A 22,982-nucleotide genomic window follows, 5' to 3' on the forward strand; every position below is an offset into this window, starting at 1 on the left:
CCGCCTGCCCGGAGGACTTGATGCCGCGTCGTACCTTCCCCGCCGGACCGCTCGCCGGGCTGTCCGGAGGAGACCCAGCTGCAGGGTCTGGACGGGCCGCCGATGGGCTGGACGAGGATTTCCTGGCGTTCCTGACCCGAGCCGGCACGGCGCAGGTCCCGGTGGTTCTGAGCAGCACCGAGGAGCCCGGCGACGACGTTCGCACACTGGCACGCAAAGCGCGCCGGCTGGTCGCGGCCTATGTCTGGAGCCGTTCGGACTACTTCCACGACGCGGCTTTGCTCGACCCACTCGCGCTCTTGTACGGCCGAGTGTCCACTGCCCAGCACGAGGACGGCCTCTTCGACATCGGCAACCTGCACTCGCCTCCGGACAGCGCCTTCGCCATCCAGGATCTGTGCCTGACCTGGGCGCTGCTGGACGCCGACAACGAGGAGGCGACCGTCCCGCACCGTGAGGTCCTCGAACGCATCCTCCGCAAGGCTGGACCGGCACTGGCTTCCGGAGGTCTCCACACGCCCAACCACCGCTTCGAGGTCTCGGCCGCACTGGCCCGCACTCATCAACTCTTCCCCGACGACCGGTACGCCGCGCGTATCGACGAATGGCTCGCGGAAGGTGTGGACGCGAGTGAGGACGGCATCTACAGCGAGCGGAGTCCCAACTACGCCGTAGCGGTCACGAATCCGAGCTTGCTGGCGATCGCCCGGCTGCGGGACCGGCCTGAGCTGATCGACTACGTCCGGCGCAACCTGATCGCGACGATGTTCCACCTGGAGCCCGACGGCGAGGTGGAGGCCGTCGCCTCCCGACGGCAGGACCAGACCATGCGCCAGCACGTCTCGCGGTACCTGACCCAGTTCCGCGAGCTGGCTTTGCGCGACGGGGACGGACGTTTCGCTGCCGTCGCGCAAGAGATCGCAGATCGCGGCGACGGCGAGTTCGGGGACTTCCTGGCCGAGGTGCTCGAACAGCCGTTCCTCGCCAACCGACTGCCCGCCGCGGCGCCGACTCCGGACGACTTCATCCAGGAGTTTCCCGCCCAGGCTTTGGTGCGGATCCGGCGTGGCACCCGGGCCGCGACCGTTTTCGGCGGCACGGATTTCCACGACATCCCGGTGATCGCCTCGGGTCTGTCCACGAACCCGACCTTCTTCAAGCTGCGGCAAGGCGCCGCGATCCTCGACTCCGTACGGCTGTCCCCTCAGTTCTTCGGCACCGGCCACTTCCGCAGCGACGGCCTCGAACGGACCGGGCCGACCACCTTCCGGCTGTCCGACGAGGTGAAGGTGCCGTACCACCTCCCGCTGCCACCGGCTCACCGGCGTACGGACGGGGCCTACGCGCTCACCCCCGACGGCCGCTTCTACGCCTCGATGGATTTCCCGCACCGACCCAAGCACTACCGCGTACTACGAACGTCGGTCACCGTCGCCGAGGTCGCCGGCGGCTTCGATCTGACCTTCGAGCTGACCGAGTCCGAGGTCCTGCTAGCGATCGAGCTCTGTTTCCGGCCCGGCGGAATCCTCACCGGCGTCGACGCACTCGATGCCGATGGCAACTATCAGCTCGGCACGGGCACCGGCCGGTACACGGTCGGCAGCGACTGGATCGAGTTCGGACCCGGCAACGGAGACACCCGGGTGGCGATGGATCCGGGCGAGCGCTACACCCAGCTCAACGGCAACCTGACACCGGACGGCCTCCGCGTGTACGTCACCGGTCGCTCGCCTCTTCACTACACGCTCAAGCTGCGTACCAGCGGCTGACATCTGCCCACGGGTTCGCCCGGCCCCGGTTGTCGGCGGCAGGCTGTACAAAGGGAGCGTGACATTTCATGCCGCGGTTTTCATTGCGACCAGCCTGGACGGATTCATCGCGCGCCCGGACGGGTCGATCGACTGGCTGACGGACCCCGCCGAGAAGCCCGGTGACACCGGGTACCAGGAGTTCATGGCCGTCATCGACACCGTGGTCCTGGGCCGGAAGACCTACGAGACGGTGCTCGGCTTCGACTTCTGGCCGTACGAGGGCAAGCAGGTCGAGGTGCTCAGCAGCACCCTGTCGGCCGAGGCCGACGAGCGGATCATCGTGCACCGGACCCTCGACGGCCTGGTGCAGACCCTGAACGACCGCGGCGCCAAGCGCGTGTACGCCGACGGTGGCGGGGTCATCCAGACGTTCCTGCGGGCCGGCCTGCTGAACGAACTCACCATCACCACCGTGCCGGTCCTGATCGGCTCCGGCATCCCGCTGTTCGGCGAGTTGGACCGCGACATCCACCTCACCCACAACGCCACCCGCACCTTGAACGGCGGCTTCACCCAATCCGACTACACCGTCCGCCTGCACTGATCACAACCCGGGCTTGCAGTCCCGCTGCTTGAGCAGGGTTTTCAGCGACGTCTCGCCGGGTGGGTCAGCGGGATTCGAGGACGGCGAGGTCGCGTTCGGCGTACTGGCGGTGTTCCCATTCCTCGATCAGGACGGCGCCGAGGCAGCGGCGGACGGCGAAGCTTTCCGACTCCGGGTAGCCCGGTTCGGGGACCGGGGCGGTGTGGCCGGCGAGTTGTTCGTCGGTGAGGCCGGCGAGGACCCGGCGTACGGTCGCCTGGCGGTCGGCGCGGAGGACCAGGACCTCATCGAGCGATGGGCGGGCGGCGAGATCACGCGGTACGCCGGGGATGTCGGGCATCTCGTCGTGCGGCAGGTCCAGCGGATCCCACGGCGCCGGCTCACCGAGGACGGCCCGGCTCACCCAGGCGTCGGTGGCGAAGACGAGGTGCCGCAGGGTCTCGATGAACGACCACTCGCCGTCGACTCGCTCGTGCAGCAACTCCGGGTCGAGCTGGGCGGCCCGCTCCACCGTCCCCTGCCACAGCGGCTCGAGGAGATCCCACGCTGCCCGGAAACCGTCGGCATCGCTCGGCTGCATCTTCGCGCGCTCCGGATAGCGCCGGTTCAGCTCCGCCTCGACCAGCGGTACGACGTCGACGCCGTTGATCCGGACATTCTCGATCTCGCCGCTGATCTCGACATCCGCCACCAGGGCACCGCGGATCGTCACCCCGGACAGGTCGACCAGGTTGAACCGCGCACCCTTCAGATCGACGTCGCGGAACCGCGCGTCGGTCAGGTAGACGTCCTCGAACCGCGAGCCGCTCAGATTCTGCTTGATGAAGTCAGCCACCAGACCAGCATTTCCCACCCCAGGCAGCCGGGTCCAGCCATCAGCGAACCCCGCTGCAGTTCGACGGCCGCGGTCTGGGCCAGCCGTGGCGCTCTGCCCGGTCGGCCACACCACCCACCACCACGGCCGGGCGAGAATCATCCGGCGGCCTGGCGATTTGGGCTCTGCTCACCACCACCGAGCCGGTCGCGGAGGAATCCGACACCGGCGAGCCGGTCGCCGAGGAATCCGGCGATCGCGGCCCGCGCGGTCCGAGCCTGCCGCACCAGGCCGGGCATGCTGAGGAACGCGTGCGCCGCCTTCGGGATCTCGATCAACTCCGCCGGCGTTCCGGCCTTGCGCAGAGCTTCGAAGTACGCCCGGCCGTGGTCCGCCACCGGGTCGAGAACCGGCACCACCAGGAGCGCCGGCGGCAGCCCTCCGAGGTCGTCGGCGAACAGCGGCGACACAGCGCGGGGATCGGATCCCTCCGGAACGGCCAACCGGCGGAAGAACTCCATCTGCTTCACCGTGAGCGTCGGGCTGTCGGAGTACTCGCTCATGGACCGGTAGTCGAGCGCAGTCGCGGTAAGGTCGACACAGGGATTGACCAGCACCTGTGCGCGGAGTAGCAGCCCCGATTCCCTTGCCCGCAAGGCAGACAGCGCCGCGACCATCGACCCGGTGCTCTCCCCGAACACGGCCACTCGCGCCGGGTCCACTCCCCACTGCGCGCTGTTCTGTACGACGTGACGCAGTACGTCCCAACCGTCGTCGACAGCAGCCTGCAAAGGCGTCTCCATGTCGATGAGCCGGTGCTCCACCGACACGACTACGGCAGGCAGCCGCGCGGCCAGATGACTGTTGGTCCAGTCGCACTGCACCGCGGTACCGACGAATCCGCCGCCATGCACGTGCAGCACCAATGGCAAAGCGCCAGTGGCTGTAGTCGGCCGGTACACCCGGACCTGGACCACTCGGTCGGGCAGAGTCACCTGCTCCCACCTGATGCTCGCCTTGCGGTCCGGCACTCCGGTGACCACCCGGATCAGCGGGGACTTGAGCCTGCGGTTCTGGGCCTCGCGGAAGGCGACCAGCTTCTCCATCGACAGCGTCGACCAGTCCGGTTCGCCTCGCAGGGAGTAGAGCAACCGGACTCCCAGCGACGGCTGCTGAACGGCGGTGGAGTGGCTCATGTCTGCTCCTCAAGCTATTTCGCTACCATCAGTATCGATACCGAAAGTAGCATAACTAGCTAGGGTGTGACCATGGCCCGAACAACCACCCCCGCCAAACCCGGCCGGCCGCGCGTGAGCCTCGACGCCGAGGTCTTCGCGGCAACGCTCAGGACGGTCCACGAGCTCGGGTACACCCACGCCACCGTGGACCGCATCGCTGCCGCGGCCGGCGTCGCGAAGACCACGATCTACCGTCGCTGGCCGTCGAAGGGCGCACTGATCACCGCCTGCCTCGTCGATGCCTTCGGCCCGCTGCCGGTGACCGGGACCGACCGGACCGCAGACCTGGCCGCGGCGATTCACTTCGGCGCGGCGAAGATCGGCGAGCCCGGGATCGCCGCGGCCTTCGCCGGGGTGTTCACCGATGCCATCGGCGATCCCGCACTACGGCAGATCCTGTCCACGCAGTTGCAGGACCCCTATCGAATCGTGCTCCAAAAAGTGCTGGGCGAGTCGGAGCAGCGGGTCCTCTTCTTCATCGATGTCGTCATCGGCACCCTGCTGCACCGGATGGGGATGACCGGCGAACCGATGGCCGACGCCGACGTCGACGCCCTGGTCGCAATGATCCAACGGGACTTCAGCCCGGAAGTTGCCTAGAGCAAGGACTCGGCCAGCAGCCGACGCAGGGCGCCGGCCTCGGGAATCGTCGCGAAGGATGGATTGCTCATGTGCGGTTGCCGGAGAACCTCGAGCGTCGACAGCGCCGGCTGAGCTGCGATCTCGGTACGCGGCAGCGGCGCGTCGAGGAACCGCAGGGCCAGCGGTACGACGTACTTGGCCGCCCAGTACGCCGGGCCGCGGATCTCGCCGACCGCATGGATCCCCGGCTCAGGTGTCGCGCCGGACGGACCGGTGATCCAGAGGAAGACCGGCTGCCCGGCCGCGAAGAGCGCGGACCGGTAGTTGTCCTGGACGCACCAGGTCTCGACGCCGTTTGCCATCAACCCAGGCAGGTCGGTCAGCGACGGGTTGCACTTGAGGATCCAGCCGCCGAGAGTGTCGGCCGTCACCCGCCGGGTCATCGAGCGGAAGGCTTACCGGCGGCGCAGCAGGTCGACGGCCTCGGCGGCCCAGTAGGTGAGGATCGTGTCGGCGCCGGCGCGGCGGATCGAGGTCAGCGTCTCCAGGATCGCCTGCTCACGGTTGATCCAGCCGTTGGCGGCAGCCGCCTCGACCATCGCGTACTCACCGGAGATGTTGTACGCGGCAACCGGTACGTCGACGTGGTCGCGGACCTGCCGGATGATGTCGAGGTACGCCAGGGCCGGCTTCACCATCACGATGTCGGCACCCTCGGCGACGTCGAGATCGACCTCGCGAATGGCGTCGTGCGCGTTGCCCGGGTCCTGCTGGTACGTCTTCCGATCGCCTTGCAGGGAAGAGCCCACGGCTTCCCGGAACGGCCCGAAGAAGGCGGACGCGTACTTCACGGCGTACGCAAGAATCACCGTGTCGAGATGGCCGGCCGCGTCCAGCGCAGTACGGACCGCACCGACCTGGCCGTCCATCATCCCAGACGGTCCGACCACGTGGGCGCCGGCCGAAGCCTGCGCGACACCCATCTCCGCATAGACCTGCAGTGTCGCGTCGTTGTCCACGCGACCGGTCGAGTCCAGCACGCCGCAGTGGCCGTGCGAGGTGAACTCGTCGATGCACAGGTCCGCCATCACCAGCAGGTCGTCGCCGACCTCGGCGACCGCGTCCCGGATCGCCACGTTGAGGATCCCGTTCGGGTCGACAGCACCCGAACCGGTCTCGTCCTTCTCGGTCGGTACGCCGAACAGCATCACTCCGCCGAGCCCGAGCTGAGCCGCCTCCGCGACCGCCTTCCGCGCGGTGTCGCGAGTGTGCTGGTAGACGCCGGGCATCGACTTGATCGGGATCGGCTCGGTGGCGTCTTCCCGGACGAACATCGGCAGGATCAGCTGCCTCGGTTCGAGCGTGGTCTCGGAGACCAGCCTGCGGATCGCCGCCGACGACCGCAGCCGACGGGGCCTCACACCCGGGAATCCAGTCATCTCAGCTCTTCCTACGCGAACCCGAACGACGCTCTGACGGCCGGGTGACGACTTCACCGGCCTCCACCATGGTGTCACGCCGGTTGGCGCCGAACCGCGCGAGCGCCTCGGCCAGCTCCTCGGCGGACGGCGACTCGGCCATCGCGTCGACCCGCAGGCCGTGCTCCTCGGCGGTCTTCAGCGTCGCCGGGCCGATCACTGCGATCACCGTCGACGCGTGCGGCTTGCCGGCGATGCCGACCAGGTTGCGCACGGTCGAGGACGAGGTGAACACGACCGCGTCGAACTTGCCCGACTTGATCGCTTCGCGGGTCGGCGCGGGCGGCGGAGCGGCCCGCACGGTCCGGTACGCCGTGACGTCGTCGACCTCCCAGCCCAGATCGGTCAGACCCGCGACCAGCGTTTCGGTGGCGATGTCGGCGCGCGGCAGGAAGACCCGGTTGATCGGGTCCAGCAGCTCGTCGAACGGCGGCCAGTCCTCGACCAGCCCGGCGGCGGACTGCTCACCGGTCGGGGTCAGGTCCGGCCGGATGCCCCAGGCCGCGATCGCCTCGGCGGTCTTGTCACCGACGGCGGCGATCTTCAGCCCGGAGAACGCGCGCGCGTCCAGCCCGTACTCGTCGAACTTCTCCCGGACGGCCTTGACCGCGTTCACCGAGGTGAAGGCGACCCACTCGTAGCGGCCCTCGACCAGGCCGCGAATGGCCTTGTCCATCTGCTGCGGGTTGCGCGGCGGCTCGACGGAGATCGTCGGCACCTCTTCCGGCATGGCGCCGTACCGGCGCAGCCGGTCCATCAGCGGCCCGGCCTGGTCCTTGGTGCGCGGCACCAGGATCCGCCAGCCGAACAGCGGCTTGGTCTCGAACCAGCTGAGCGCCTCGCGCTGCTCGACCACGGAGCCGACCACGATGACGGCCTCGCCGGTCACCTTGGCGGCGCGGAGGTCGGTGACGATCGTGGCCAGGGTGCCGACGACGCTGGTCTGCGCGGTCGTCGTCCCGCCGACGGTCGCGGCGACCGGCGTACCGGCGTCGAAGCCGGCCTCGATCAGTGCGGCGGTGGCGTCCTTGAGCACGTCGGTGGCGTTCAGCAGGACCAGTGTCTGCTTCGGGTGCACCTTGGTGAAGTCGAGCTTGGCCTCGGCCAGGTCGAGCACGGTCACCTCGCGCTCACCCTTGACGGTCAGCGGGATCCCGGCGTACGTCGGGACGGCGCTGACCTCGCTGACCCCGGGGATCACGTTGAAGCCGATACCGGCCTTGCGGCAGGCGGCGGCCTCCTCGGCCCCACTGGAGAAGGTGAACGGGTCACCGGTGAGCAGGCGGACCACGTTCGCCGAGGTCTTGGCGGTCTTCACCACCAGGCGCGCCCGGGCCGCGATCTTCAGCGCCCGGCTGCCTTCGGCGCCGGAGCCGTCGACGACCTCGACGCCCGGCTTGCAGTACGCCAGGAACGCGTCGTGCTCAGGCCCCTCGACCACGACGGCGTCGGCGTTCGCCAGCACGTCGCGACCGGCCAGGGTCAGCAGTGCTGGGTCACCCGGCCCCACGCCGACGAAGGTGACGTGGCCCAGCGGTTTGGGTTGCCGTGCCGCGGCCGCGCCGGTGCTGGCCGCTGCCTTGGCGGGCACGTTCTGGGGCGCCTTGGTGGCCGCTGCTGTCTTCGCGCTGCTCACGTCTGCTGTCGCCTTTGCCCTTGTCTTGCTGCTCGTCTTCGTACTCGTCGTTCCCCGTGCCGCTGTCATTCCTCCAGCAACTCCTTCGCCAGCGCCCTTCCGAGCGACACCGGGTCGTCCACCGGGCCGTTGGCCGACAGGCGCCGTACGCCGCCGTCCTGGCCGAGCGCGCCCCGCAGCCAGAGCTCGGGACCGTCCTCACCTTCGACCACCTCGGCGAGCGCGCCGACCGGAGCCGAGCACCCTGCCTCGAGAGTGGCAAGCAACTGCCGTTCCGCTGTCACCGCGGCCCGGGTGGCCGCGTCGTCCAACGGCGCCAGCGCCGCCAGTACCGCGACGTCGTCGGCGCGGCATTCGATGCCGAGGGCACCTTGTCCGGGAGCCGGCAGAACCTGGATCGGATCCAGGGTCTCGGTGACCTCGTCCAGCCGGCCCAACCTGGCCAACCCTGCCCTCGCGAGCACCACCGCGTCCAATTTGCCATCGGCGACCATCGCGATCCGGGTGTCCACGTTGCCGCGGATGCCGGTCAGTTCGAGGCCGAGACCGAGCGCGTCCAGCTGGGCCTGCCGCCGCAGCGACCCGGTCCCGACCACGGCGCCGGGTGGGAGTTCGCCGAGCGACAGTCCGTCCCGGGCGACCAGTACGTCGCGCGGGTCCTCCCGGAGTGGGATGGCGCCGAGCGTCAGTCCGTCCAGCGGTGTGGTCGGCAGGTCCTTCAGGGAGTGCACGGCGATGTCGATCTGGTCTGCCACCAGGGCGTCGCGCAGGGCGCTGACGAAGACCCCGGTGCCACCGATCTGGGCCATCGGCGCGCGGTTCACGTCGCCGACGGTGGTGATCAGCACGAGTTCGACCTCGTGGCCGAGGGCGCGCAGGGAGTCGGCGACCAGATTCGACTGGGCGGTCGCGAGTGCCGACCGGCGGGTTCCGAGCCTGATCATGCCGATTCACCTCCGGTGGTCTTGGGTGCGGTGACCGCGTCCACGGTCGCTGGGTCCAGCGCGAACAGCTCGCGCAGCGCATCGGCGTACGTCGGTCCGCCGGGATCCGCGGCGAGTTCCTTCACCCGGACGGTCGGCGTGTGCAGCACCTTGTCGACCACCCGGCGTACCGTCCGGGCCACCTCGGCGCGCTGGACCTCGTCGAGGCCGGGCAGTCTGCGATCGAGCCGGCTCAGCTCGGCGTCGACCACCTCGGCGGCCATCGCCCGGAGCGCGACCACGGTCGGCGTGACCGACGCGGCCCGCCGGGTCGCCTCGAAGGCAACCGTCTCCTCGGCGACGATCCGGCGTACGTCGTCGATGTCGTGCTCGGTGCCGCCCGCAGTACCGGCCAGGTCGGCCAGGGTCACCAGCTTGACGCCGGGCTGCCGGGCCGCGGCGGGATCGACATCGTGCGGAAGAGCGACATCCAGTACGCCGAAAGGCCGGCCGTCGGCCGCGTTGCGCACCATCTCCTCGGTCAGCACGACACCGCGTGCACCCGTGCAGGAGACCACCAGGTCGGCCTCGGTCAGCGCCTGCGGCACATCGGAGAGCCGGATCGCGGTCGCGCCGATCCGGTCGGCGAGGGCCACCGCGCGATCGAAGTTCCGGTTCGCGATCGTGACGGTGGTGGCGCCACCGGCGAGCAAGGTCTGGGCGGCCAGCGATGCCATCGAGCCGGCTCCGACGACCAGCGCGCGCCGGCCCTCGTAACCACCGACGGCCTCGAGCCCGGCAGAGACGACCGAGCGGCCGGCGGAGTCGATGCCGGTCTCGGCGCGGGCCCGCTTGCCGACCCGCAGCGCGTGCTGGAACAGAGCGTTCAGGCCGGTGCCGATCGTCTCCAGGTCCTGGCCGACGCGCAGCGTTTCCTTCACCTGGCCGAGGATCTGGCTCTCGCCGACGATCATCGAGTCCAGCCCGGCCGTGACCTGGAAGAGGTGCGCGACGGCGCCTTCCTCGAAGTGCACGTAGAGGTGCTCGGCCAGGTCGAGCAGCGGGACGCCGGTGACGTCGGACAGGATCGCCGTCACCTCGTCCATGCCGGCGTGGAAGCGGTCGACGTTCGCGTACACCTCGGTGCGGTTGCAGCTGGCGAGGACGGCCGTCTCGGACACCGCGGGCGTGTGCTGCACGGCGATGGCGAGCTTGGTGGCCGCGTCCGGGTCGAGCGCGACCCGCTCCAGCACCGAGATCTCGGCCGACCGGTGCGAGATACCGACAACGAGATAACTCATGCGCCGACACCTCCACCGACGCTGGGCAGATCAGTGACGACACCGTTCATCGCTGGCAGTTCGGGCACCGGGGGGAGCGCCGCCTCTCCGGACTTTCGTTGTTCGTGGTACGCCAGGATCTGCAACTCGATCGAGAGGTCCACCTTGCGGATGTCGACGCCGTCGGGCACGGACAGCACCACCGGCGCGAAGTTCAGGATGCTGGTCACGCCCGCCGCGACCAGCCGGTCGCAGACCTCCTGGGCGGGACCCGCGGGAGTGGTGATGACCCCGATCGAGACCCGGTCCGCGGCGACGATCTCCTCCAGCTCGGCGAAGTCGCGGACGACCATGTCGCCGATCTTCTCGCCGACGAGCTCGGGGGCGGCGTCCAGCAGCGCGACGATCCGGAAGCCGCGGGTGCCGAAGCCGGAGTAGTTCGCCAGCGCGTGGCCGAGGTTTCCGATCCCGACGATGACCACGGCCCAGTCCTGGGTGACGCCGATCTCGCGGGCGATCTGGTAGCGCAGGTACTCCACGTCGTACCCGACGCCGCGGGTGCCGTACGAGCCCAGGTAGGAAAGGTCCTTGCGCAGCTTGGCGGAGTTCACCCCGGCCGCGGTCGCCAGATCCTCGCTCGACGCGGTGGCGATCCCACTGTCCGACAGCGCGGTCAGGGCCCGCAGATACACCGGCAAGCGCGCGACAGTGGCCTCGGGAATGCCGCGTTCGGTTCTCGTCGGCGCGCCGGGGCGACGGCTGCGGGCAGGCGTCACAATTCTCCTGGAAATGGTGGTTCTCGAGTCACCGCCTCACGGCTGGCGACTACCCCACTCTAGGAGCTTGTGAACGTGAGAACAAAATCGAGAAGGCCGTCCGTGATGGATGGCACTAAGTTGTCAAGGCCTTCTTGAGTCTGACCGGGTCCACGCGCCAGAAATCGTGCTGGCGGCCGTCGACGAAGGTGACCGGGATCTGTTCGCCGTACTCCTCGAACAGCTTCGGGTCGGTGGTGATGTCGATCTCGGTCCAGCCGACGCCCAGTTCGGCGCAGACCTGCTCGATGATCGCCCGGGCGTCGTCGCACAGATGACAGCCCGGTTTCCCGTACAGCGTGACCCTCATCGGTCCGCCCGCAACCGGCCCTTGGCCACCTTGCCGGTGACCGAATGCGGCAGATGGTCGACGACCTCGATCTCGACCGGGCACTTGAACCGGGCCAGCCGCGTCCCGGCGTACTGCCTGATCTCGGCCGGATCCGCAGCCGCCCCGGTCGCCGGTACGACGAACGCCTTCACCGCCTCGCCGGTCGCCTCGGACGGTACGCCGATCACCGCCGCCTCGCGCACTCCCGGCGCCTGGACGAGCACCTCTTCGACCTCACTGGGGAAGACGTTGAAGCCGGACACGATGATCAGTTCGCGCAACCGGTCGACCAGGAAGAGGTCGCCGTCGGCATCGAGATAGCCGACGTCGCCGGTGCGGTACCAGCCTTCGGCGTCCGGCCCGTCGACGCCGTCGGGCCAGTAGCCGGAGAACAGGTTGTCGCCGCGGACCAGGATCTCGCCCGGGTCGTCACCCTCGACCTCCTCGCCCTGCTCGTCGGCGATCCGGAGTTCCACGTTCGGCAGTGGGCGGCCCACCGAGCCCGGCTTCGGGTCGCTCTCGCCCAGGGTGGTGGTGACACCTGGCGAGGCCTCGGTCAGCCCATAGCCCTGATGCACGAACAGTCCGGTCGCCTGCTCGAACCGGTCGGCCATGCCCCGGTCCAGCGTGGACGCGCCAGTCAGTACCACCTTGACGGTCCGCAGAGCGTCCTTCAGATCGTCGCGGGCCAGCAGCGCGTTGAGGGCCGGCGGCGCCAGCGGAAGCCGCGTCACGCCGTACGAGCGGATCTGCTCGATGGTGTGTGCCGAGTCGAACCGCCGGTCGACGATCAGCGCCGCGCCGGTGGCCACGACCCAGCCGAGGACGGCGTTCAGGCCGAAGGCGTGGAACATCGGCAACACGCCGAGCACCACGTCGTCGGGACCCATCCGGTCCGCGCCGAGGTCGGCCAGATTCTTCACGTTGGCCGCGAGGGCCCGGTGAGTGAGCATCGCGGCGCGCGGATCACCACTGGTCCCGGACGTGTAGAGCAGGACGGCGAGTGTTTCCGGGTCGGTCTGCGGCGTAAGCGGAGCGTGACCGGCGAGCTCACCGGGACCGACCGTCCGGAGGCCCTCGATCTTGTCCGCGAGGTCGCCGTCGGCGATCGCCAGCCGGGCTCCGGAATGCGCGATCACGGTACTGATCTCGCTCTTCGTCAGGCCCGTGTTCAGCGGTACGGCGACCAGCCCGGCGCGGAGAATCCCCAGGTAGGACGTGACGAACTCGATGCTGTTCGCCATCAGCAGGACCACCCGGTACCCCGGTACGAGGCCGGCCGCGGCGAACCCGCGGGCCGCGCTGTCGACCGCCTGCTCGAGGTCGTTCCAGGTCAGCCTCCGGTCGCCGTCGACCAGGGCCGGACGTTCGCCGTGACGTCGCGCTGTGTCACGAAGAATGTCCGCAAAGTTGAAGTTCACCATGCGAGTCTGTCACGAGCCCACTAGGGTGCTCTTCATGACTCGAGCTACCCGGCGTAGGCCGCGTCCGCGGCCCGCGCTCGCCGGAGGTGGGCTGGGAACGATTGCACACTCCGCCGCCGGCAGCTATACAGGTGCACTCGGGGGCGAACTCGGTCGGGGCGATTCACCCGCCGGCGCGAAACCGGCACGCCGCCCACTGTTGACAGCCGGTGCTTCAGACGTAACGCTCGGTGCTGTCTCAGCCGCTGTGGCCATTCGCGGATGGACCAGTCGTAGACGTGTCAGTTGAACGGGGAGAGAACTTGACGACGCCGGAGCCAAGCCCGGACGGGATGAGACGCGCAGAGCTCGTCGATCGCGCCCAGGCAGGGGACGTCGGTGCGTTCGGCGAGCTGTACGACGAGTACTCGCTGACCGTGTATCGCTACATCTACGCGCGGGTGTCGTCCTCGGCACTCGCGGAGGACCTGACCAGTGAGACGTTCGTCCGGGCGCTCCGCGCGCTGGACTCGTTCCGCTGGCAGGGCCGGGACTTCGGGGCCTGGCTGGTCACGATCGCCCGGAACCTGATCACCGACCACTACAAGTCGGGCCGTGTGCGGCTCGAAGTGGTGACGGACGAGATCGAGACCCACGACCGGCAGACCGAGGGGCCGGAGGTCGACGTACTGGCCGCCGCCACCGCCGAGGTCCTCCGGGACGCGGTCGCGGCCTTGCCCGACGAGCAGCGCGACTGCCTGACGATGCGGTTCTTCGCCGGTCTGTCGATCGCGGAAACGGCCAAGGCGCTGGAGAAGTCAGAGGGCGCCGTCAAGCAACTGCAACTGAGGGCCGTCCGGCACTTGGCGAAGGTTATCCCCAAGGACTTGAGGTGAGACGAATGACAACGAATGTCCTTCGTAACCCGTCAGGGAGTTTCCTCGTTTGCCTGGTGAGGACCTGTCGGTGACCCCGACTGGCCATTGAGGAGAACGAGCAATCATGAGTGACCTACACAGGGCTCGAGCGCGCGCGGAGTCATTCGCGCACGCCGTCGATCACGGGCCCCGTCACTCTTCGCGACTGAGCGATGACCCCGAGCTGATGGACGCTGTGGAGCTGGTCGGACGGCTGAGGACCGCCGGCGCAGTGGCACCGCGACCGGAGTTCACTGCCGAGCTGAGGCACCGCCTCCTCGAGCAGGCCGCGGCCCGAGCCGCAACGACTCCGACCGTGGTGCGCAGCACTCCGGAAAGCGCGGGAGACCCGCTGCCCCGCGAGGACGACGACGCGTCCGTGACAGATATCCGCCATCGTCACGGCCGGCGTATCCGGCTAGTGGCCAGTACCGCCGCGCTCGTGCTGCTCGGAGGTGGCATCGGTTCTGCCGCCGCCGCTCAGCAGGCGATGCCCGGCGACACGCTGTACGGGATGAAGCGCAGCATCGAGAACGTCTCCACCAACGTCAGCGTCGGGGACGACTCCCGGGGCCGGCGCGATCTCGAGCACGCGATGACCCGGCTCTCCGAGGTCCGGGGACTGGTGAACAACCACGGCGATGCCGCCACCATCGACAACACGCTGGACCTGTTCTCGCAGCAGGCTCGCAAGGGTGTGTCGAGACTGGTCGCTTCGTACCAGCAGGACGGCGACACCACCTCGATCACGGCGATCACGACCTTCATCACCGGCGCCCGCCAGGCCATCGGTGAGCTCGCCCCGAAGCTGCCGCCGGAGTCGCTGAAGTCGGCGGTCGAGGCGTTGGCCACGATCGAGCAGTTGGCCCAGCACACCACCGTGGCGTGCCCCAAGTGCGACAAGCCCAAGCCGGCCAAGAACGGCCAGCCGACGGTGAACACGCCGGGCGGGCAGACCGAAGATCCCACCGTGGCTCCGAGCTCCAAGACCTCCACGAAGCCGTCGACGTCACCGACCCAGGTGCCGAACACGGTCATCGTCGAGACCCCGGTGAAGCCGCCGACGGATCTGAAGACCCCGCCGAAGCCGTCGACCAAACCGACGACGACTCCGAGCGGACCGACCCTCCCCAGCCTGCCGACCGCGTCGACACCGAGCTGGCCCTGGCCCTTTCCCAGCCTGAGCCTGCCGTTGCCGACCATCAACCTCCCGGGCGTCGTCAACTCGTTGCTGCCACCCTGGAAGTAACCCCCCGCAGAAGCAGTCGGAGCACCCGAAGAGCCCCGGTCGACCACCTTCGACCCGGGGCTCTTTGGTTTGTTCGAGGGGATGACCGTCCCAGTTGGGGGTTATCTGCATGGATACACCGCGCCAACCCACCCCTTGCGGGGTTCTCCCCTCAAAACGTGGGTTCGCCGTGAAGGGCGCTGGGGGCGGCGCGGGGGTGGCGGGCCGCGCGAGTGGTGAGGGCGGCACGAGGGGTGAGGGCGGCATGGGTGGTGAGGGCGGCGGCGCGCGAGGTGAGGGCTTGCGCCGGGGGTGAGGAGGGGCGCGGTCTAGAAGAAGACGCTGCGGCGTTGCATGAGGAGCGAGTAGAGGGTCTGCTGGATTGTCTCGCGGACCTGGTCGGTGACGTTGAAGACCAGCATCGGGTCGTCGGCGGCGCCATCGGGGAACTCGTCGGTGCGGATCGGCTCGCCGAACTCGACCAGCCACTTCGACGGCAACGGGATCAGGCCGAGCGGACCGAGGAGTGGGAAGAACGGCGTGACCGGGATGTACGGCACGCCGACCAGCCGGGCGAGCGACGCCATGTTCCCGACCAGCGGATAGATCTCCTCCGCGCCGACGATCGAGCACGGCACGATCGGTACGCCGGTACGCATCGCGGCGCTGACGAATCCGCCCCGGCCGAACCGCTGCAGCTTGTACCGCTCGCTGAACGGTTTGCCGAGTCCCTTGAATCCTTCCGGCCAGACGCCGACCAGATTCCCCTGCCGCAGCAGGCGCTCGGCGTCGTCGTTGTTGGCCAGCGTCGCGCCACCCTTGCGGGACAGCTCGCCGACGAACGGCGTCTTGAACACCAGGTCGGCGGCCAGTGTCCGCAGCGGGCGCTTCGCATGATCCGCCACGACCAGCTGGGTGATCAGGCCGTCCAGCGGCATCGTGCCGGAGTGGTTCGCCACGATCAGCGCGCTGCCGGTGTCCGGGATGTTCTCGATCCCGCGCACCTCGACCCGGAACCACTTCTCCGCGAGCGGCCGCAGGAACGGCAGCAGCACCTGATCGGTCAGATCCTCGTCATAACCGAACTCGTCGACCTCGTAGTCACCGGTCAACCGACGGCGCAGGAACGCCAAATACTCCGCGACCTTGCGCTCCCCATCCGCCCCCAGCGCATCCCGAACCAACCGCTCAAACCCAGCAAACTGCCCAGCAGCCGCGGCCACCGCCTGCTCCTCAACCGGCTCCTCGATCACCAGATCCGGCTCATCCCCACCCCGCCGCTCACCCCGCCGCCGGCCGCCCCGCCGCTCGTCAGCCTGCCGCACGTCCGTGCGTCGCTCGCTGCCCCGCCGCTCGTCGGCCGCCTGCTGCTCGTCGACGCGCCGCTCGTCAGCCTGCCGCACGTCCGTGCGTCGCTCGCTGCCCCGCCGCTCGTCGGCCGCCTGCTGCTCGTCGACGCGCCGCTCGTCAGCCTGCGGCACATCCGCGCGTCGCGCTTCGCCCCGCTGCGCGTTTCCCCGCCGCCCGCCGTCACGCCGCTCCTCGGCCAGCTGCTGGTCCGCGCGTCGCTCGTTCGGGCCTCGCCCGTCGGCGCGCTTGGTGTCCTTTGCTGGTCGGGCGCCGGCCCCCGCGAGGGCGCGCGCCGCGGACGAAGGCGTCGTACGGCGTCCGCTGCCACGCCCGGGGCGGCCGCCGGAGCCGATGGGGATGACGTCGGCGTCAGCCACGGAGTGCTCCGAGTCCTGCGGTCAGCAGCCGTGAGGCCGAGGTGACCGCGCCAGGTGGCAGCGACTTGCGGAAGTCGTCGAAGGCGGCCGCGGTCGTGTACTGCGGTTCGAAGCCGAACTCGGCCCGCATCCGGGTGGTGTCGACGGCGCGGCCGTAGGTCAGAAAGGTGATCTGGTCGGGCGAGAAGTCGGCGAGCCGGGCCCGGCGTACGACGGCGGCGGTGCCGGCCGCGGTGAACGAGGGCAACCGGAGTACGGGCCGGCCGAGTCGCCGGATCGCCTGGGAGAGGACGAGTACGCCGTCCCCGGCCAGGTTGAAGGTGCCGGGAAGGTCGTGGGTGGTGGCGTGGTGAATCGCTTCGACGCCGTCGCTCTCGTGCAGGAACTGCAGGCGGGCGTCGTACCCGAAGACGGTCGGGACGACGGGCATTGCGAAGTACCGGGTGATGGGTGAGTCGGTCTGGGGGCCGATCCAGTTGGCCATCCGCAGTGTGGTGACCGACACATCGGGGCGGCGCCGGGCGAACCCGCGCACATATCCCTCGACCTCGACCGCGTCCTTGCTCAGCCCGGTCTGATGGATCGCCCGGGGCGCCATCTCCTCGGTGAACATGGCGGGATCGCGCGGACCCGCGCCGTACACGGTGGTCGACGACTTGACCACGAGCTTGCGGACGCCGGGCGCCTTCTGGCACGCGGCGAGCAACTGCATGGTGCCGATGACGTTGATCTCCTTCATCGACGACCGGCCACCGGCGCTGCCAGGGGTCGCCACGACGCCCGTGTGGACGACCGTGTCGACGTCCTCACCGGCTATCACCTTGGCGATCACGGGGTTGCGGATGTCCGCGCGAACGAACCGGACCCGACCGAGCTCCGCGCGCGGCGGAACCACGTCGATGCCGATCACGGTTCCGATCGCCGGATCCGCGGCCAAGCGGCGGGCACAACGAGCACCGGCGTCCCGGGAGACGCCGGTAACCATCACTACCTGTGCCACGAGAACCCCCAGCCAGACAGCAACACCATCAACGCCGCTCTGGTCAACCAGAGCGGCGGGACCTGCTACTTGCCGAGCTTGCGGCGCTGCACCCGCGTCTTCTTCAACAGCTTGCGGTGCTTCTTCTTCGCCATCCGCTTACGGCGCTTCTTGATAACAGAACCCACAGTGGACCTTCCAAACTTAAAGAGAGCGTCGGCAAAGCCTACCCGCAAGTCGCCACTCCGACCTAAGTGAGGTCTGGGAGCGGGGTCAACCTGGGACTGTCGGCGGGGCTGCCTAAGCTGCGAATCCGACGCAATTGGACCTGCAGTCTGTCATCCCGACCAGGAGGAACCGATCGTGGTGCGGCTTACGAGGTGGAGTGAGGACGATTTCTGGTTGTTGGAGGCTTGTAATACCGAGGAGATGACGGCGTTTCTCGGGGGGCCGGAGAGTGCGGAGAAGCTTAAGGACCGGCAGCGGCGGTATCTGGATGTGAGTATGCCGGGGCGGATGTCGGTGATTGTGGTCGACGACGGGGAGAAGGCCGGGTCGATCGGGTACTGGGAGCACACCGAGGGCGGCGAGACGTTCTGGGAGACCGGGTGGGCGATCCTGCCGGCGTACCAGGGCCGAGGGATCGCGACCGCGGCGATCGCCGAAGTGGCGAAGGCCGCGGCGGCCGAAGGGACGCATCCGAGCTTGCATGCCTATCCGGGTGTCGACAACGCCGCGTCGAACGCGTTATGCCGCAAAGCAGGTTTCACGTTGCTCGGCCCGCGTCAGTTCGAGTACCCGAAGGGTCACTGGATGACCTGCAACGACTGGTCCCTCGACCTCTAGGCGCGATGCTCCCAGGTGAGCTCTAGGCGAGATGCTCCCAGGTAGCTCTAGGCGTGATGCTCCCAAGTCAGCAAGGAGACCGGGCGGCCCTTGTCGGTGACGTTGTTCGGCGGCAGGTCGGTGAGCCGGTAGCCGGCGGATCGGGCGACTCCCGAGCTGGCGTCGTTCTCGGCCTCGATCTCGAGCAGGACCCGTGGCAGCCCTGCTTCTTCGTGCGCGTACGCCGTGAGCAGCTTCAAAGCCCGTACTGCGAGTCGCTGGCCGCGGAACGCAGGACCGACCGAGTAGCCGAGCGTCGCCCGCTCCGTCATCAGCAACACCTCACCCATCGGCTCCCCGCCGTCGACGGTGATCGCGAGCTGGATGGTGCCGTTGTCGGTGAGTGCCCGGTCCAGGTACGCCTTCGCCGCGTCCAGATCGAACGGCGTCACCAGCGGCGTCCAGTACGCCACCTCAGGGTTGTCGAACAGCTTCACCATGGCAGCCAGGTCACCCCGCTCCCACTCCCGCAGTACCAGCCCGTCCCCCACCAACCGAAGCCCAGATCTGTACGTCATCTGCTCAGTCTCCATCACTCCAGCAACTCAGTTACCGGCCCGAAAGAGAGCAGCCCTGAGCCGGCACCCGCCAGCTCTCCCGCTGCCGGGGCCAGCTCACCCCTGGCCCGCTCCGCCATCTCCTGATCGCCAAGGGCAACAGCGGCACGCAGTACGAGGCACCACATCGCTTCGTACATCAGATCCTTCGGCGGATCTGGGATCGCACTCAACGCCTCCGCTGCCTCGGAGCGACGGTCTTCGGCCAGCAGTACGAGCGGGCGGACCCACGGCTCGTACGGTCCCCAGTCCTCGTCCCGCCCCGGCTCCCCGCGCACTGCCAACAGGGCAAGCGGCAGAAGCCCGTCCTGCACGCCGGGCATGCCTGCGCCATCCAATGACTTCGCCGCCTCCCGGTAGGCGGCTTCGAGCGCGCCCGTCGACGTACGACCTTCCGCCGCGAGCCGTAGTACGCGGTACCACTGGGTGAACACGCCCACCAGCGGCAACTCCCGCCGAGCAGCCAGGAGATCCACTGCCGCTGCATGCTGGTCGGCACGAGTGAAATCGCCGAGCGCACTGAGCGCCTGGATCCGGATGAGATGGCCGAGCACTTCATAGCCGACCAGGTCATGGTCAGCGCCGAGGCCGATCAGCTCGGCCCCGATCTCGTCTCTGCGAGCCGCCAGACCAGCGCGCTCGAAGCTCTGCATGAACACACCGTTCAACGCGAAGCCCAGCAAAGCCGGATCGTCCAACCGCCGGGCGATCCGCTCAGCTTCGGCAGCCGCCTCGCGAGCCCGCGAATCCCTGCTACCACGGGATTCCAGCGCGATCGTGGCGAACAACCGAGCCCGAGCGGCATCGCGATCGACAGGCAGCGCGGCCAACGTCCGCTCCGCTGCCGCAACCACCTGCCGCGCGTGCTCCTCGTCGTCCGACCGCGTCCAGATCGCCGGTACGTCGTACGCGCCGATCACCCTCGCCGTCAGCTCCACATCGCCCAGTTCCTCGGCAGCGAGGATCGCCGCCAACCGGTGCCGCCGCGCAGCCTCCAGCCCGCCTCCCCCGGTGACTGCCAGGTTCCGCAGCAGTCCCACGGTCGACTCGAGCCGCGCCCGGGCACCCACTCCCACCGCTTCGTCGTACGCCGCCGCGGCCTCCTCCCACACCTTGCCAACACCAGTACTACGGGCGCCAGGCGGCCGCAGATGCTCAGCCTGGTTGAGGATGTCCGTCTCCAAGCGACGCAGTGCGGGGCCGGGATCGACGGCGAGTTGCTCGACGAGGAGACCGCGGGCACGCCGTAGTACGGCCAGGGCATCGCCTTGCCGGTCTGCTTGGTACAGCGCCAAGGCCAGCAGCCGCCAACCCTCCTCACGCCAAGGGTGTTCGGTCACGTGAGCGTCCAGGTCTGCAATGGCCTGCCCTGCAAGGCCTAGCGCCAGTCGGGCCTCCGTCTGCTGCTCGACCGCCTGTAGTCGCAGCTCTGCCAATCGGGCTCGCTCTGCCGTTGCCCAGTGAGCATCGGCGAACTCCGCATACGCCGGCCCACGCCACCACCCCAGAGCTTCGTCCAGCAGCTTCAACGCTTGCTCTGGCTGAGCCTTCGTCGTTGACACCACGTGCTCAAACCGCCAGGCATCCACTGCAGCCGGCTCGGCTCGGAACGCATAGCCCGGACCGACAGTCACCAGTACGCGAGGCGGCGTACGAGGTGCTCTGTCGGGCTCCACTGCTCGGCGTAGTGCAGCCACGAAGGTGCGCACAGCACTGACTGCTCCCGCAGGTGGATCAGCCCAGAGGTCGTCAACCAGCAACTCAACCGGTACGACGCGGCCGCGGGCAATGATCAACCGGGCGAGTACTGCGCGATGTCGCGGGCCCTTGAGCGCGACCAGCTCACCACGCTCATCCCAGGCCACCACAGGCCCCAGTACTCCGAACTGCACAGTCCAGCCTTCCCGGATCACACGGATGCCGCCACCGTAACGCGTGCTCATCAGATGCTCATCGGCACCAGCGAGGGTTTGCAGTACCGATTCCTTCACAGAAAGCAGGCGTCATGAAGATCAGTGGGTTCGACTACCAGCGTCTGGAGGGTGCGGAAGGCGTCGCCCTCGAAGTGGCAGTCGGAGGCACCGGTACGCCGATCGTGCTGCTCCATGGCTTCCCGCAGACCCACCTGATGTGGCGCGACGTGGCTCGCGACCTGGCCGCGGACCATACGGTCATCTGCCCGGACCTGCGCGGGTACGGCGACAGCGACAAGCCCGCTGACGGCAGCTACTCGAAGCGGCTCATGGCGGCCGACATCGTCGCGGTCGCCAAGGCCCTGGGACACGAGCGGTTCGCGCTGGCCGGCCACGACCGCGGCGCTTTGGTGGCCTTCCGCGCCGGCCTCGATCATCCCGACACGATCACCCACCTCGCCTGCCTGGACGTACTACCGACGCTCGACATGTGGGACTCACTGCACGGAGTCAACGCGGCAGTGGCGTTTCACCTTTATTTGATGGCGTTACCGGCCGGCCTGCCCGAGGATCTGATCGCGGGTAACCCGGATGCCTTCTTCGGCTACTTCCTCGACCTGTGGGGCAAGAGTCCGTTCCCGGCCGACGTACGGGCCGAGTACCTGCGAGCCAGCCGCAATGCGATCCCGTCGATCGTGGCCGACTATCGCGCCACGGCTGGGATCGACATCCAGCACGATCAGGAAGACCTTGCTGCAGGCAACCAATTGCAGATGCCGGTGACCGTGCTGCAGCAGGACTGGGGCGCTCAGCTCGGCTTCGACGCGGCGGCCCTGTGGCGAGCCTGGGCGCCGAAACTGGAGCACCTGACGGTAGACCACGGTCACTTCATGGCCGAAGAGGCTCCGGCCGAGATCGCCGCTACCCTTCGTTCCCTGCTGGATCGTTGACCTGGGCAACCGATTGGACGGACGCCAGCAATCGACGACCCAGCGCCTCGGCGGCGGCCTGCACCTCGGGAGATTCGACGAACCGGAAGGGCACGCGAATCTCGGTCAGCTGACTGACGTACCAGGCCGGGTTCTCGGTGCTGCCGGTCAGCCTGGTCGTGGTCGGCGTGATCGCTTCGAGCCGGCCGAGCGCGCGCGGTACGCACGGCGCCACGTCGTCGAAGGCGGCATCGATGACGACCTCGACCCGGTACTTCCACCCTTCCGACAGCTGCTCCTCGAGCGCCTGCTTCGGATTGAGGTCAGCGGGTGGAGTGAAGGTTCCGTCGAGGAGCTCGACCGAGCGGATCCGGTCGATCCGCAGGCCGCGACGGGCCTTCTTGGCGTGCGACCAGCAGAGCAGATACCAGCGGCCATGCCGGACGACGACCGCCCAGGGATCGACCTCCATCGGATGTTCCGCGCCGGAATTCACGCGATAGACCAGCCGAAGCGAACGGTTCGACGTACAGGCCTGGACCAGGGTTGCCGTGGTCTCCGGTTCGGGGGTCGGCGGATCCTGGCCGCGGCCGGCGGTGATCCGCCGGACGGCGTCGACCGGGCTGGCGACCGATTCGGGCAGCACGCGCATGATCTTGCCGAGCGCGCTGCCGACCGGATCGGCCGTATCCGCCGCGTTGTGGTGGCCGTCGAGCGCCGCCATCACCAGCGCGAGCGCCTCGGTCGTGGTGAACATCAGCGGCGGGACCCGGGCGCCCCGGCCGACGCGATAACCGCCGTACGGGCCACGCGTCGACTCGATCGGTACGCCGGCCTCGCGCACGATCCCGACGTACCGGCCGATCGCCCGCTCGGACACGCCGAGCCGCTCGGCCAGCCGGGACGCGCTGATGCCCGGGCTGTTCTGGATCAGCTCGAGCAGCAGCAGCGCCCGCGAGGTCGGGCTCAGGTCGCCGTTCACCGCCAACTCC

At 68.8% G+C, this 22,982-nt stretch carries 23 protein-coding genes; 7 read left to right on the plus strand and 16 right to left on the minus strand.

The features are described from left to right. Window positions 1–20 precede the first annotated feature (20 nt). Window positions 21–1,769 (plus strand): hypothetical protein, encoded by a 1,749-nt coding sequence (locus DIZ26_RS31570; RefSeq protein WP_112248228.1) that lies wholly within the window; start codon window positions 21–23, stop codon window positions 1,767–1,769. A 58-nt stretch (window positions 1,770–1,827) separates the two neighbouring features. Further along, window positions 1,828–2,355: a dihydrofolate reductase family protein gene (locus tag DIZ26_RS31575; protein ID WP_112248229.1), complete on the plus strand. Its 528-nt coding sequence runs from the start codon at window positions 1,828–1,830 to the stop codon at window positions 2,353–2,355. 64 nt (window positions 2,356–2,419) lie between these two features. On the opposite strand, the gene DIZ26_RS31580 is transcribed toward DIZ26_RS31575, so the two are convergent. Further along, on the minus strand, window positions 2,420–3,190 hold the full coding sequence (locus DIZ26_RS31580) for a DinB family protein (protein ID WP_198676385.1): 771 nt from the start codon (window positions 3,188–3,190) through the stop codon (window positions 2,420–2,422). 137 nt (window positions 3,191–3,327) lie between these two features. Beyond that, window positions 3,328–4,365: an alpha/beta hydrolase gene (locus tag DIZ26_RS31585; protein ID WP_112248231.1), complete on the minus strand. Its 1,038-nt coding sequence runs from the start codon at window positions 4,363–4,365 to the stop codon at window positions 3,328–3,330. 72 nt (window positions 4,366–4,437) lie between these two features. Here DIZ26_RS31585 and DIZ26_RS31590 point away from each other — a divergent pair, with 72 nt between their 5' ends. After that, a complete protein-coding gene (locus DIZ26_RS31590; protein WP_112248232.1) occupies window positions 4,438–5,007 on the plus strand; it encodes a TetR/AcrR family transcriptional regulator in 570 nt (189 codons plus the stop codon). Here DIZ26_RS31590 and DIZ26_RS31595 read toward each other — a convergent pair. The 8 genes from DIZ26_RS31595 to DIZ26_RS31630 form a co-directional block, all read right to left on the minus strand. Beyond that, window positions 5,004–5,432, minus strand: coding sequence for an EVE domain-containing protein (locus DIZ26_RS31595; RefSeq protein WP_157979870.1), 429 nt, complete (start codon window positions 5,430–5,432; stop codon window positions 5,004–5,006). The two genes, DIZ26_RS31590 and DIZ26_RS31595, sit on opposite strands and share 4 nt — an antisense overlap. Window positions 5,433–5,444: 12 nt before the next feature. Continuing rightward, window positions 5,445–6,428, minus strand: a complete 984-nt coding sequence (hemB, locus tag DIZ26_RS31600; protein WP_112248234.1) for a porphobilinogen synthase — start codon at window positions 6,426–6,428, stop codon at window positions 5,445–5,447. 1 nt (window position 6,429) lies between these two features. Beyond that, window positions 6,430–8,172, minus strand: a complete 1,743-nt coding sequence (locus DIZ26_RS31605) for a bifunctional uroporphyrinogen-III C-methyltransferase/uroporphyrinogen-III synthase (protein WP_112248235.1) — start codon at window positions 8,170–8,172, stop codon at window positions 6,430–6,432. Beyond that, entirely contained in the window at window positions 8,169–9,047 is an 879-nt protein-coding gene (hemC, locus tag DIZ26_RS31610; RefSeq protein ID WP_112248236.1) for a hydroxymethylbilane synthase, read from the minus strand. The genes DIZ26_RS31605 and hemC overlap by 4 nt, the downstream gene beginning before the upstream one ends. Next, on the minus strand, window positions 9,044–10,327 hold the full coding sequence (locus tag DIZ26_RS31615; protein WP_112248237.1) for a glutamyl-tRNA reductase: 1,284 nt from the start codon (window positions 10,325–10,327) through the stop codon (window positions 9,044–9,046). The genes hemC and DIZ26_RS31615 overlap by 4 nt, the downstream gene beginning before the upstream one ends. Continuing rightward, window positions 10,324–11,082, minus strand: coding sequence for a redox-sensing transcriptional repressor Rex (locus DIZ26_RS31620; RefSeq protein ID WP_112248238.1), 759 nt, complete (start codon window positions 11,080–11,082; stop codon window positions 10,324–10,326). Before DIZ26_RS31620 ends, DIZ26_RS31615 begins: the two co-directional genes overlap by 4 nt. Before the next feature lie 115 nt (window positions 11,083–11,197). After that, window positions 11,198–11,431 carry a glutaredoxin family protein gene (locus tag DIZ26_RS31625; protein ID WP_112248239.1) on the minus strand — a complete coding sequence of 78 codons (234 nt, stop codon included), beginning with the start codon at window positions 11,429–11,431 and terminating at the stop codon, window positions 11,198–11,200. Beyond that, on the minus strand, window positions 11,428–12,873 hold the full coding sequence (locus DIZ26_RS31630) for a class I adenylate-forming enzyme family protein (protein ID WP_112248705.1): 1,446 nt from the start codon (window positions 12,871–12,873) through the stop codon (window positions 11,428–11,430). The genes DIZ26_RS31625 and DIZ26_RS31630 overlap by 4 nt, the downstream gene beginning before the upstream one ends. A gap of 335 nt (window positions 12,874–13,208) precedes the next feature. Here DIZ26_RS31630 and DIZ26_RS31635 point away from each other — a divergent pair, with 335 nt between their 5' ends. Both DIZ26_RS31635 and DIZ26_RS31640 read left to right on the plus strand, forming a co-directional pair. Next, window positions 13,209–13,751: a sigma-70 family RNA polymerase sigma factor gene (locus DIZ26_RS31635; protein ID WP_041289570.1), complete on the plus strand. Its 543-nt coding sequence runs from the start codon at window positions 13,209–13,211 to the stop codon at window positions 13,749–13,751. A gap of 208 nt (window positions 13,752–13,959) precedes the next feature. After that, complete coding sequence (locus DIZ26_RS31640; RefSeq protein ID WP_232828736.1) at window positions 13,960–15,021, plus strand: DUF5667 domain-containing protein; 1,062 nt, start codon at window positions 13,960–13,962, stop codon at window positions 15,019–15,021. A gap of 308 nt (window positions 15,022–15,329) precedes the next feature. Here DIZ26_RS31640 and DIZ26_RS31645 read toward each other — a convergent pair whose 3' ends face one another. From DIZ26_RS31645 to DIZ26_RS31655, 3 genes are all read right to left on the minus strand, one after another. Next, on the minus strand, window positions 15,330–16,727 hold the full coding sequence (locus tag DIZ26_RS31645) for a lysophospholipid acyltransferase family protein (protein WP_232828737.1): 1,398 nt from the start codon (window positions 16,725–16,727) through the stop codon (window positions 15,330–15,332). After that, window positions 16,720–17,727: an NAD-dependent epimerase/dehydratase family protein gene (locus tag DIZ26_RS31650; protein WP_232828738.1), complete on the minus strand. Its 1,008-nt coding sequence runs from the start codon at window positions 17,725–17,727 to the stop codon at window positions 16,720–16,722. Before DIZ26_RS31650 ends, DIZ26_RS31645 begins: the two co-directional genes overlap by 8 nt. 65 nt (window positions 17,728–17,792) lie before the next feature. Then, window positions 17,793–17,894 carry a 30S ribosomal protein bS22 gene (locus DIZ26_RS31655; protein WP_008356322.1) on the minus strand — a complete coding sequence of 34 codons (102 nt, stop codon included), beginning with the start codon at window positions 17,892–17,894 and terminating at the stop codon, window positions 17,793–17,795. Window positions 17,895–18,072: 178 nt separating this feature from the next. Here DIZ26_RS31655 and DIZ26_RS31660 point away from each other — a divergent pair, with 178 nt between their 5' ends. Next, window positions 18,073–18,552: a GNAT family N-acetyltransferase gene (locus DIZ26_RS31660; RefSeq protein WP_269815414.1), complete on the plus strand. Its 480-nt coding sequence runs from the start codon at window positions 18,073–18,075 to the stop codon at window positions 18,550–18,552. Between the two features lie 47 nt (window positions 18,553–18,599). Here the strand turns inward: DIZ26_RS31660 and DIZ26_RS31665 are convergent, their stop codons facing one another. After that, window positions 18,600–19,109 carry a GNAT family N-acetyltransferase gene (locus DIZ26_RS31665; RefSeq protein WP_112248708.1) on the minus strand — a complete coding sequence of 170 codons (510 nt, stop codon included), beginning with the start codon at window positions 19,107–19,109 and terminating at the stop codon, window positions 18,600–18,602. 14 nt (window positions 19,110–19,123) lie between these two features. Further along, entirely contained in the window at window positions 19,124–21,091 is a 1,968-nt protein-coding gene (locus DIZ26_RS31670; RefSeq protein ID WP_112248709.1) for a BTAD domain-containing putative transcriptional regulator, read from the minus strand. A gap of 62 nt (window positions 21,092–21,153) precedes the next feature. Here DIZ26_RS31670 and DIZ26_RS31675 point away from each other — a divergent pair, with 62 nt between their 5' ends. Next, the gene (locus DIZ26_RS31675) at window positions 21,154–22,011 is read left to right on the plus strand and encodes an alpha/beta hydrolase (protein WP_112248242.1); all 858 of its coding nucleotides are present in this window, start codon (window positions 21,154–21,156) and stop codon (window positions 22,009–22,011) included. Here the strand turns inward: DIZ26_RS31675 and DIZ26_RS31680 are convergent. Continuing rightward, window positions 21,983–22,972, minus strand: coding sequence for a helix-turn-helix transcriptional regulator (locus DIZ26_RS31680; RefSeq protein ID WP_112248243.1), 990 nt, complete (start codon window positions 22,970–22,972; stop codon window positions 21,983–21,985). The genes DIZ26_RS31675 and DIZ26_RS31680 overlap by 29 nt on opposite strands. Window positions 22,973–22,982: the final 10 nt, after the last annotated feature.

Origin of the sequence: Kribbella monticola, from assembly GCF_003261635.1 — a bacterium.
Lineage (GTDB): Bacteria > Actinomycetota > Actinomycetes > Propionibacteriales > Kribbellaceae > Kribbella > Kribbella monticola.

Bases quoted from the DNA above. Each gene is read 5' to 3' on its own strand.
- DIZ26_RS31605 (WP_112248235.1), bottom strand. From the start codon at position 8,172: ATGACAGCGGCACGGGGAACGACGAGTACGAAGACGAGCAGCAAGACA.
- DIZ26_RS31675 (WP_112248242.1), top strand. From the start codon at position 21,154: ATGAAGATCAGTGGGTTCGACTACCAGCGTCTGGAGGGTGCGGAAGGC.
- DIZ26_RS31615 (WP_112248237.1), bottom strand. From the start codon at position 10,327: ATGAGTTATCTCGTTGTCGGTATCTCGCACCGGTCGGCCGAGATCTCG.
- DIZ26_RS31585 (WP_112248231.1), bottom strand. From the start codon at position 4,365: ATGAGCCACTCCACCGCCGTTCAGCAGCCGTCGCTGGGAGTCCGGTTG.
- DIZ26_RS31625 (WP_112248239.1), bottom strand. From the start codon at position 11,431: ATGAGGGTCACGCTGTACGGGAAACCGGGCTGTCATCTGTGCGACGAC.
- DIZ26_RS31595 (WP_157979870.1), bottom strand. From the start codon at position 5,432: ATGACCCGGCGGGTGACGGCCGACACTCTCGGCGGCTGGATCCTCAAG.
- DIZ26_RS31635 (WP_041289570.1), top strand. From the start codon at position 13,209: ATGAGACGCGCAGAGCTCGTCGATCGCGCCCAGGCAGGGGACGTCGGT.
- DIZ26_RS31570 (WP_112248228.1), top strand. From the start codon at position 21: ATGCCGCGTCGTACCTTCCCCGCCGGACCGCTCGCCGGGCTGTCCGGA.
- DIZ26_RS31640 (WP_232828736.1), top strand. From the start codon at position 13,960: ATGGACGCTGTGGAGCTGGTCGGACGGCTGAGGACCGCCGGCGCAGTG.
- hemB (WP_112248234.1), bottom strand. From the start codon at position 6,428: ATGACTGGATTCCCGGGTGTGAGGCCCCGTCGGCTGCGGTCGTCGGCG.
- DIZ26_RS31670 (WP_112248709.1), bottom strand. From the start codon at position 21,091: ATGAGCACGCGTTACGGTGGCGGCATCCGTGTGATCCGGGAAGGCTGG.
- DIZ26_RS31590 (WP_112248232.1), top strand. From the start codon at position 4,438: ATGGCCCGAACAACCACCCCCGCCAAACCCGGCCGGCCGCGCGTGAGC.
- hemC (WP_112248236.1), bottom strand. From the start codon at position 9,047: ATGATCAGGCTCGGAACCCGCCGGTCGGCACTCGCGACCGCCCAGTCG.
- DIZ26_RS31665 (WP_112248708.1), bottom strand. From the start codon at position 19,109: ATGACGTACAGATCTGGGCTTCGGTTGGTGGGGGACGGGCTGGTACTG.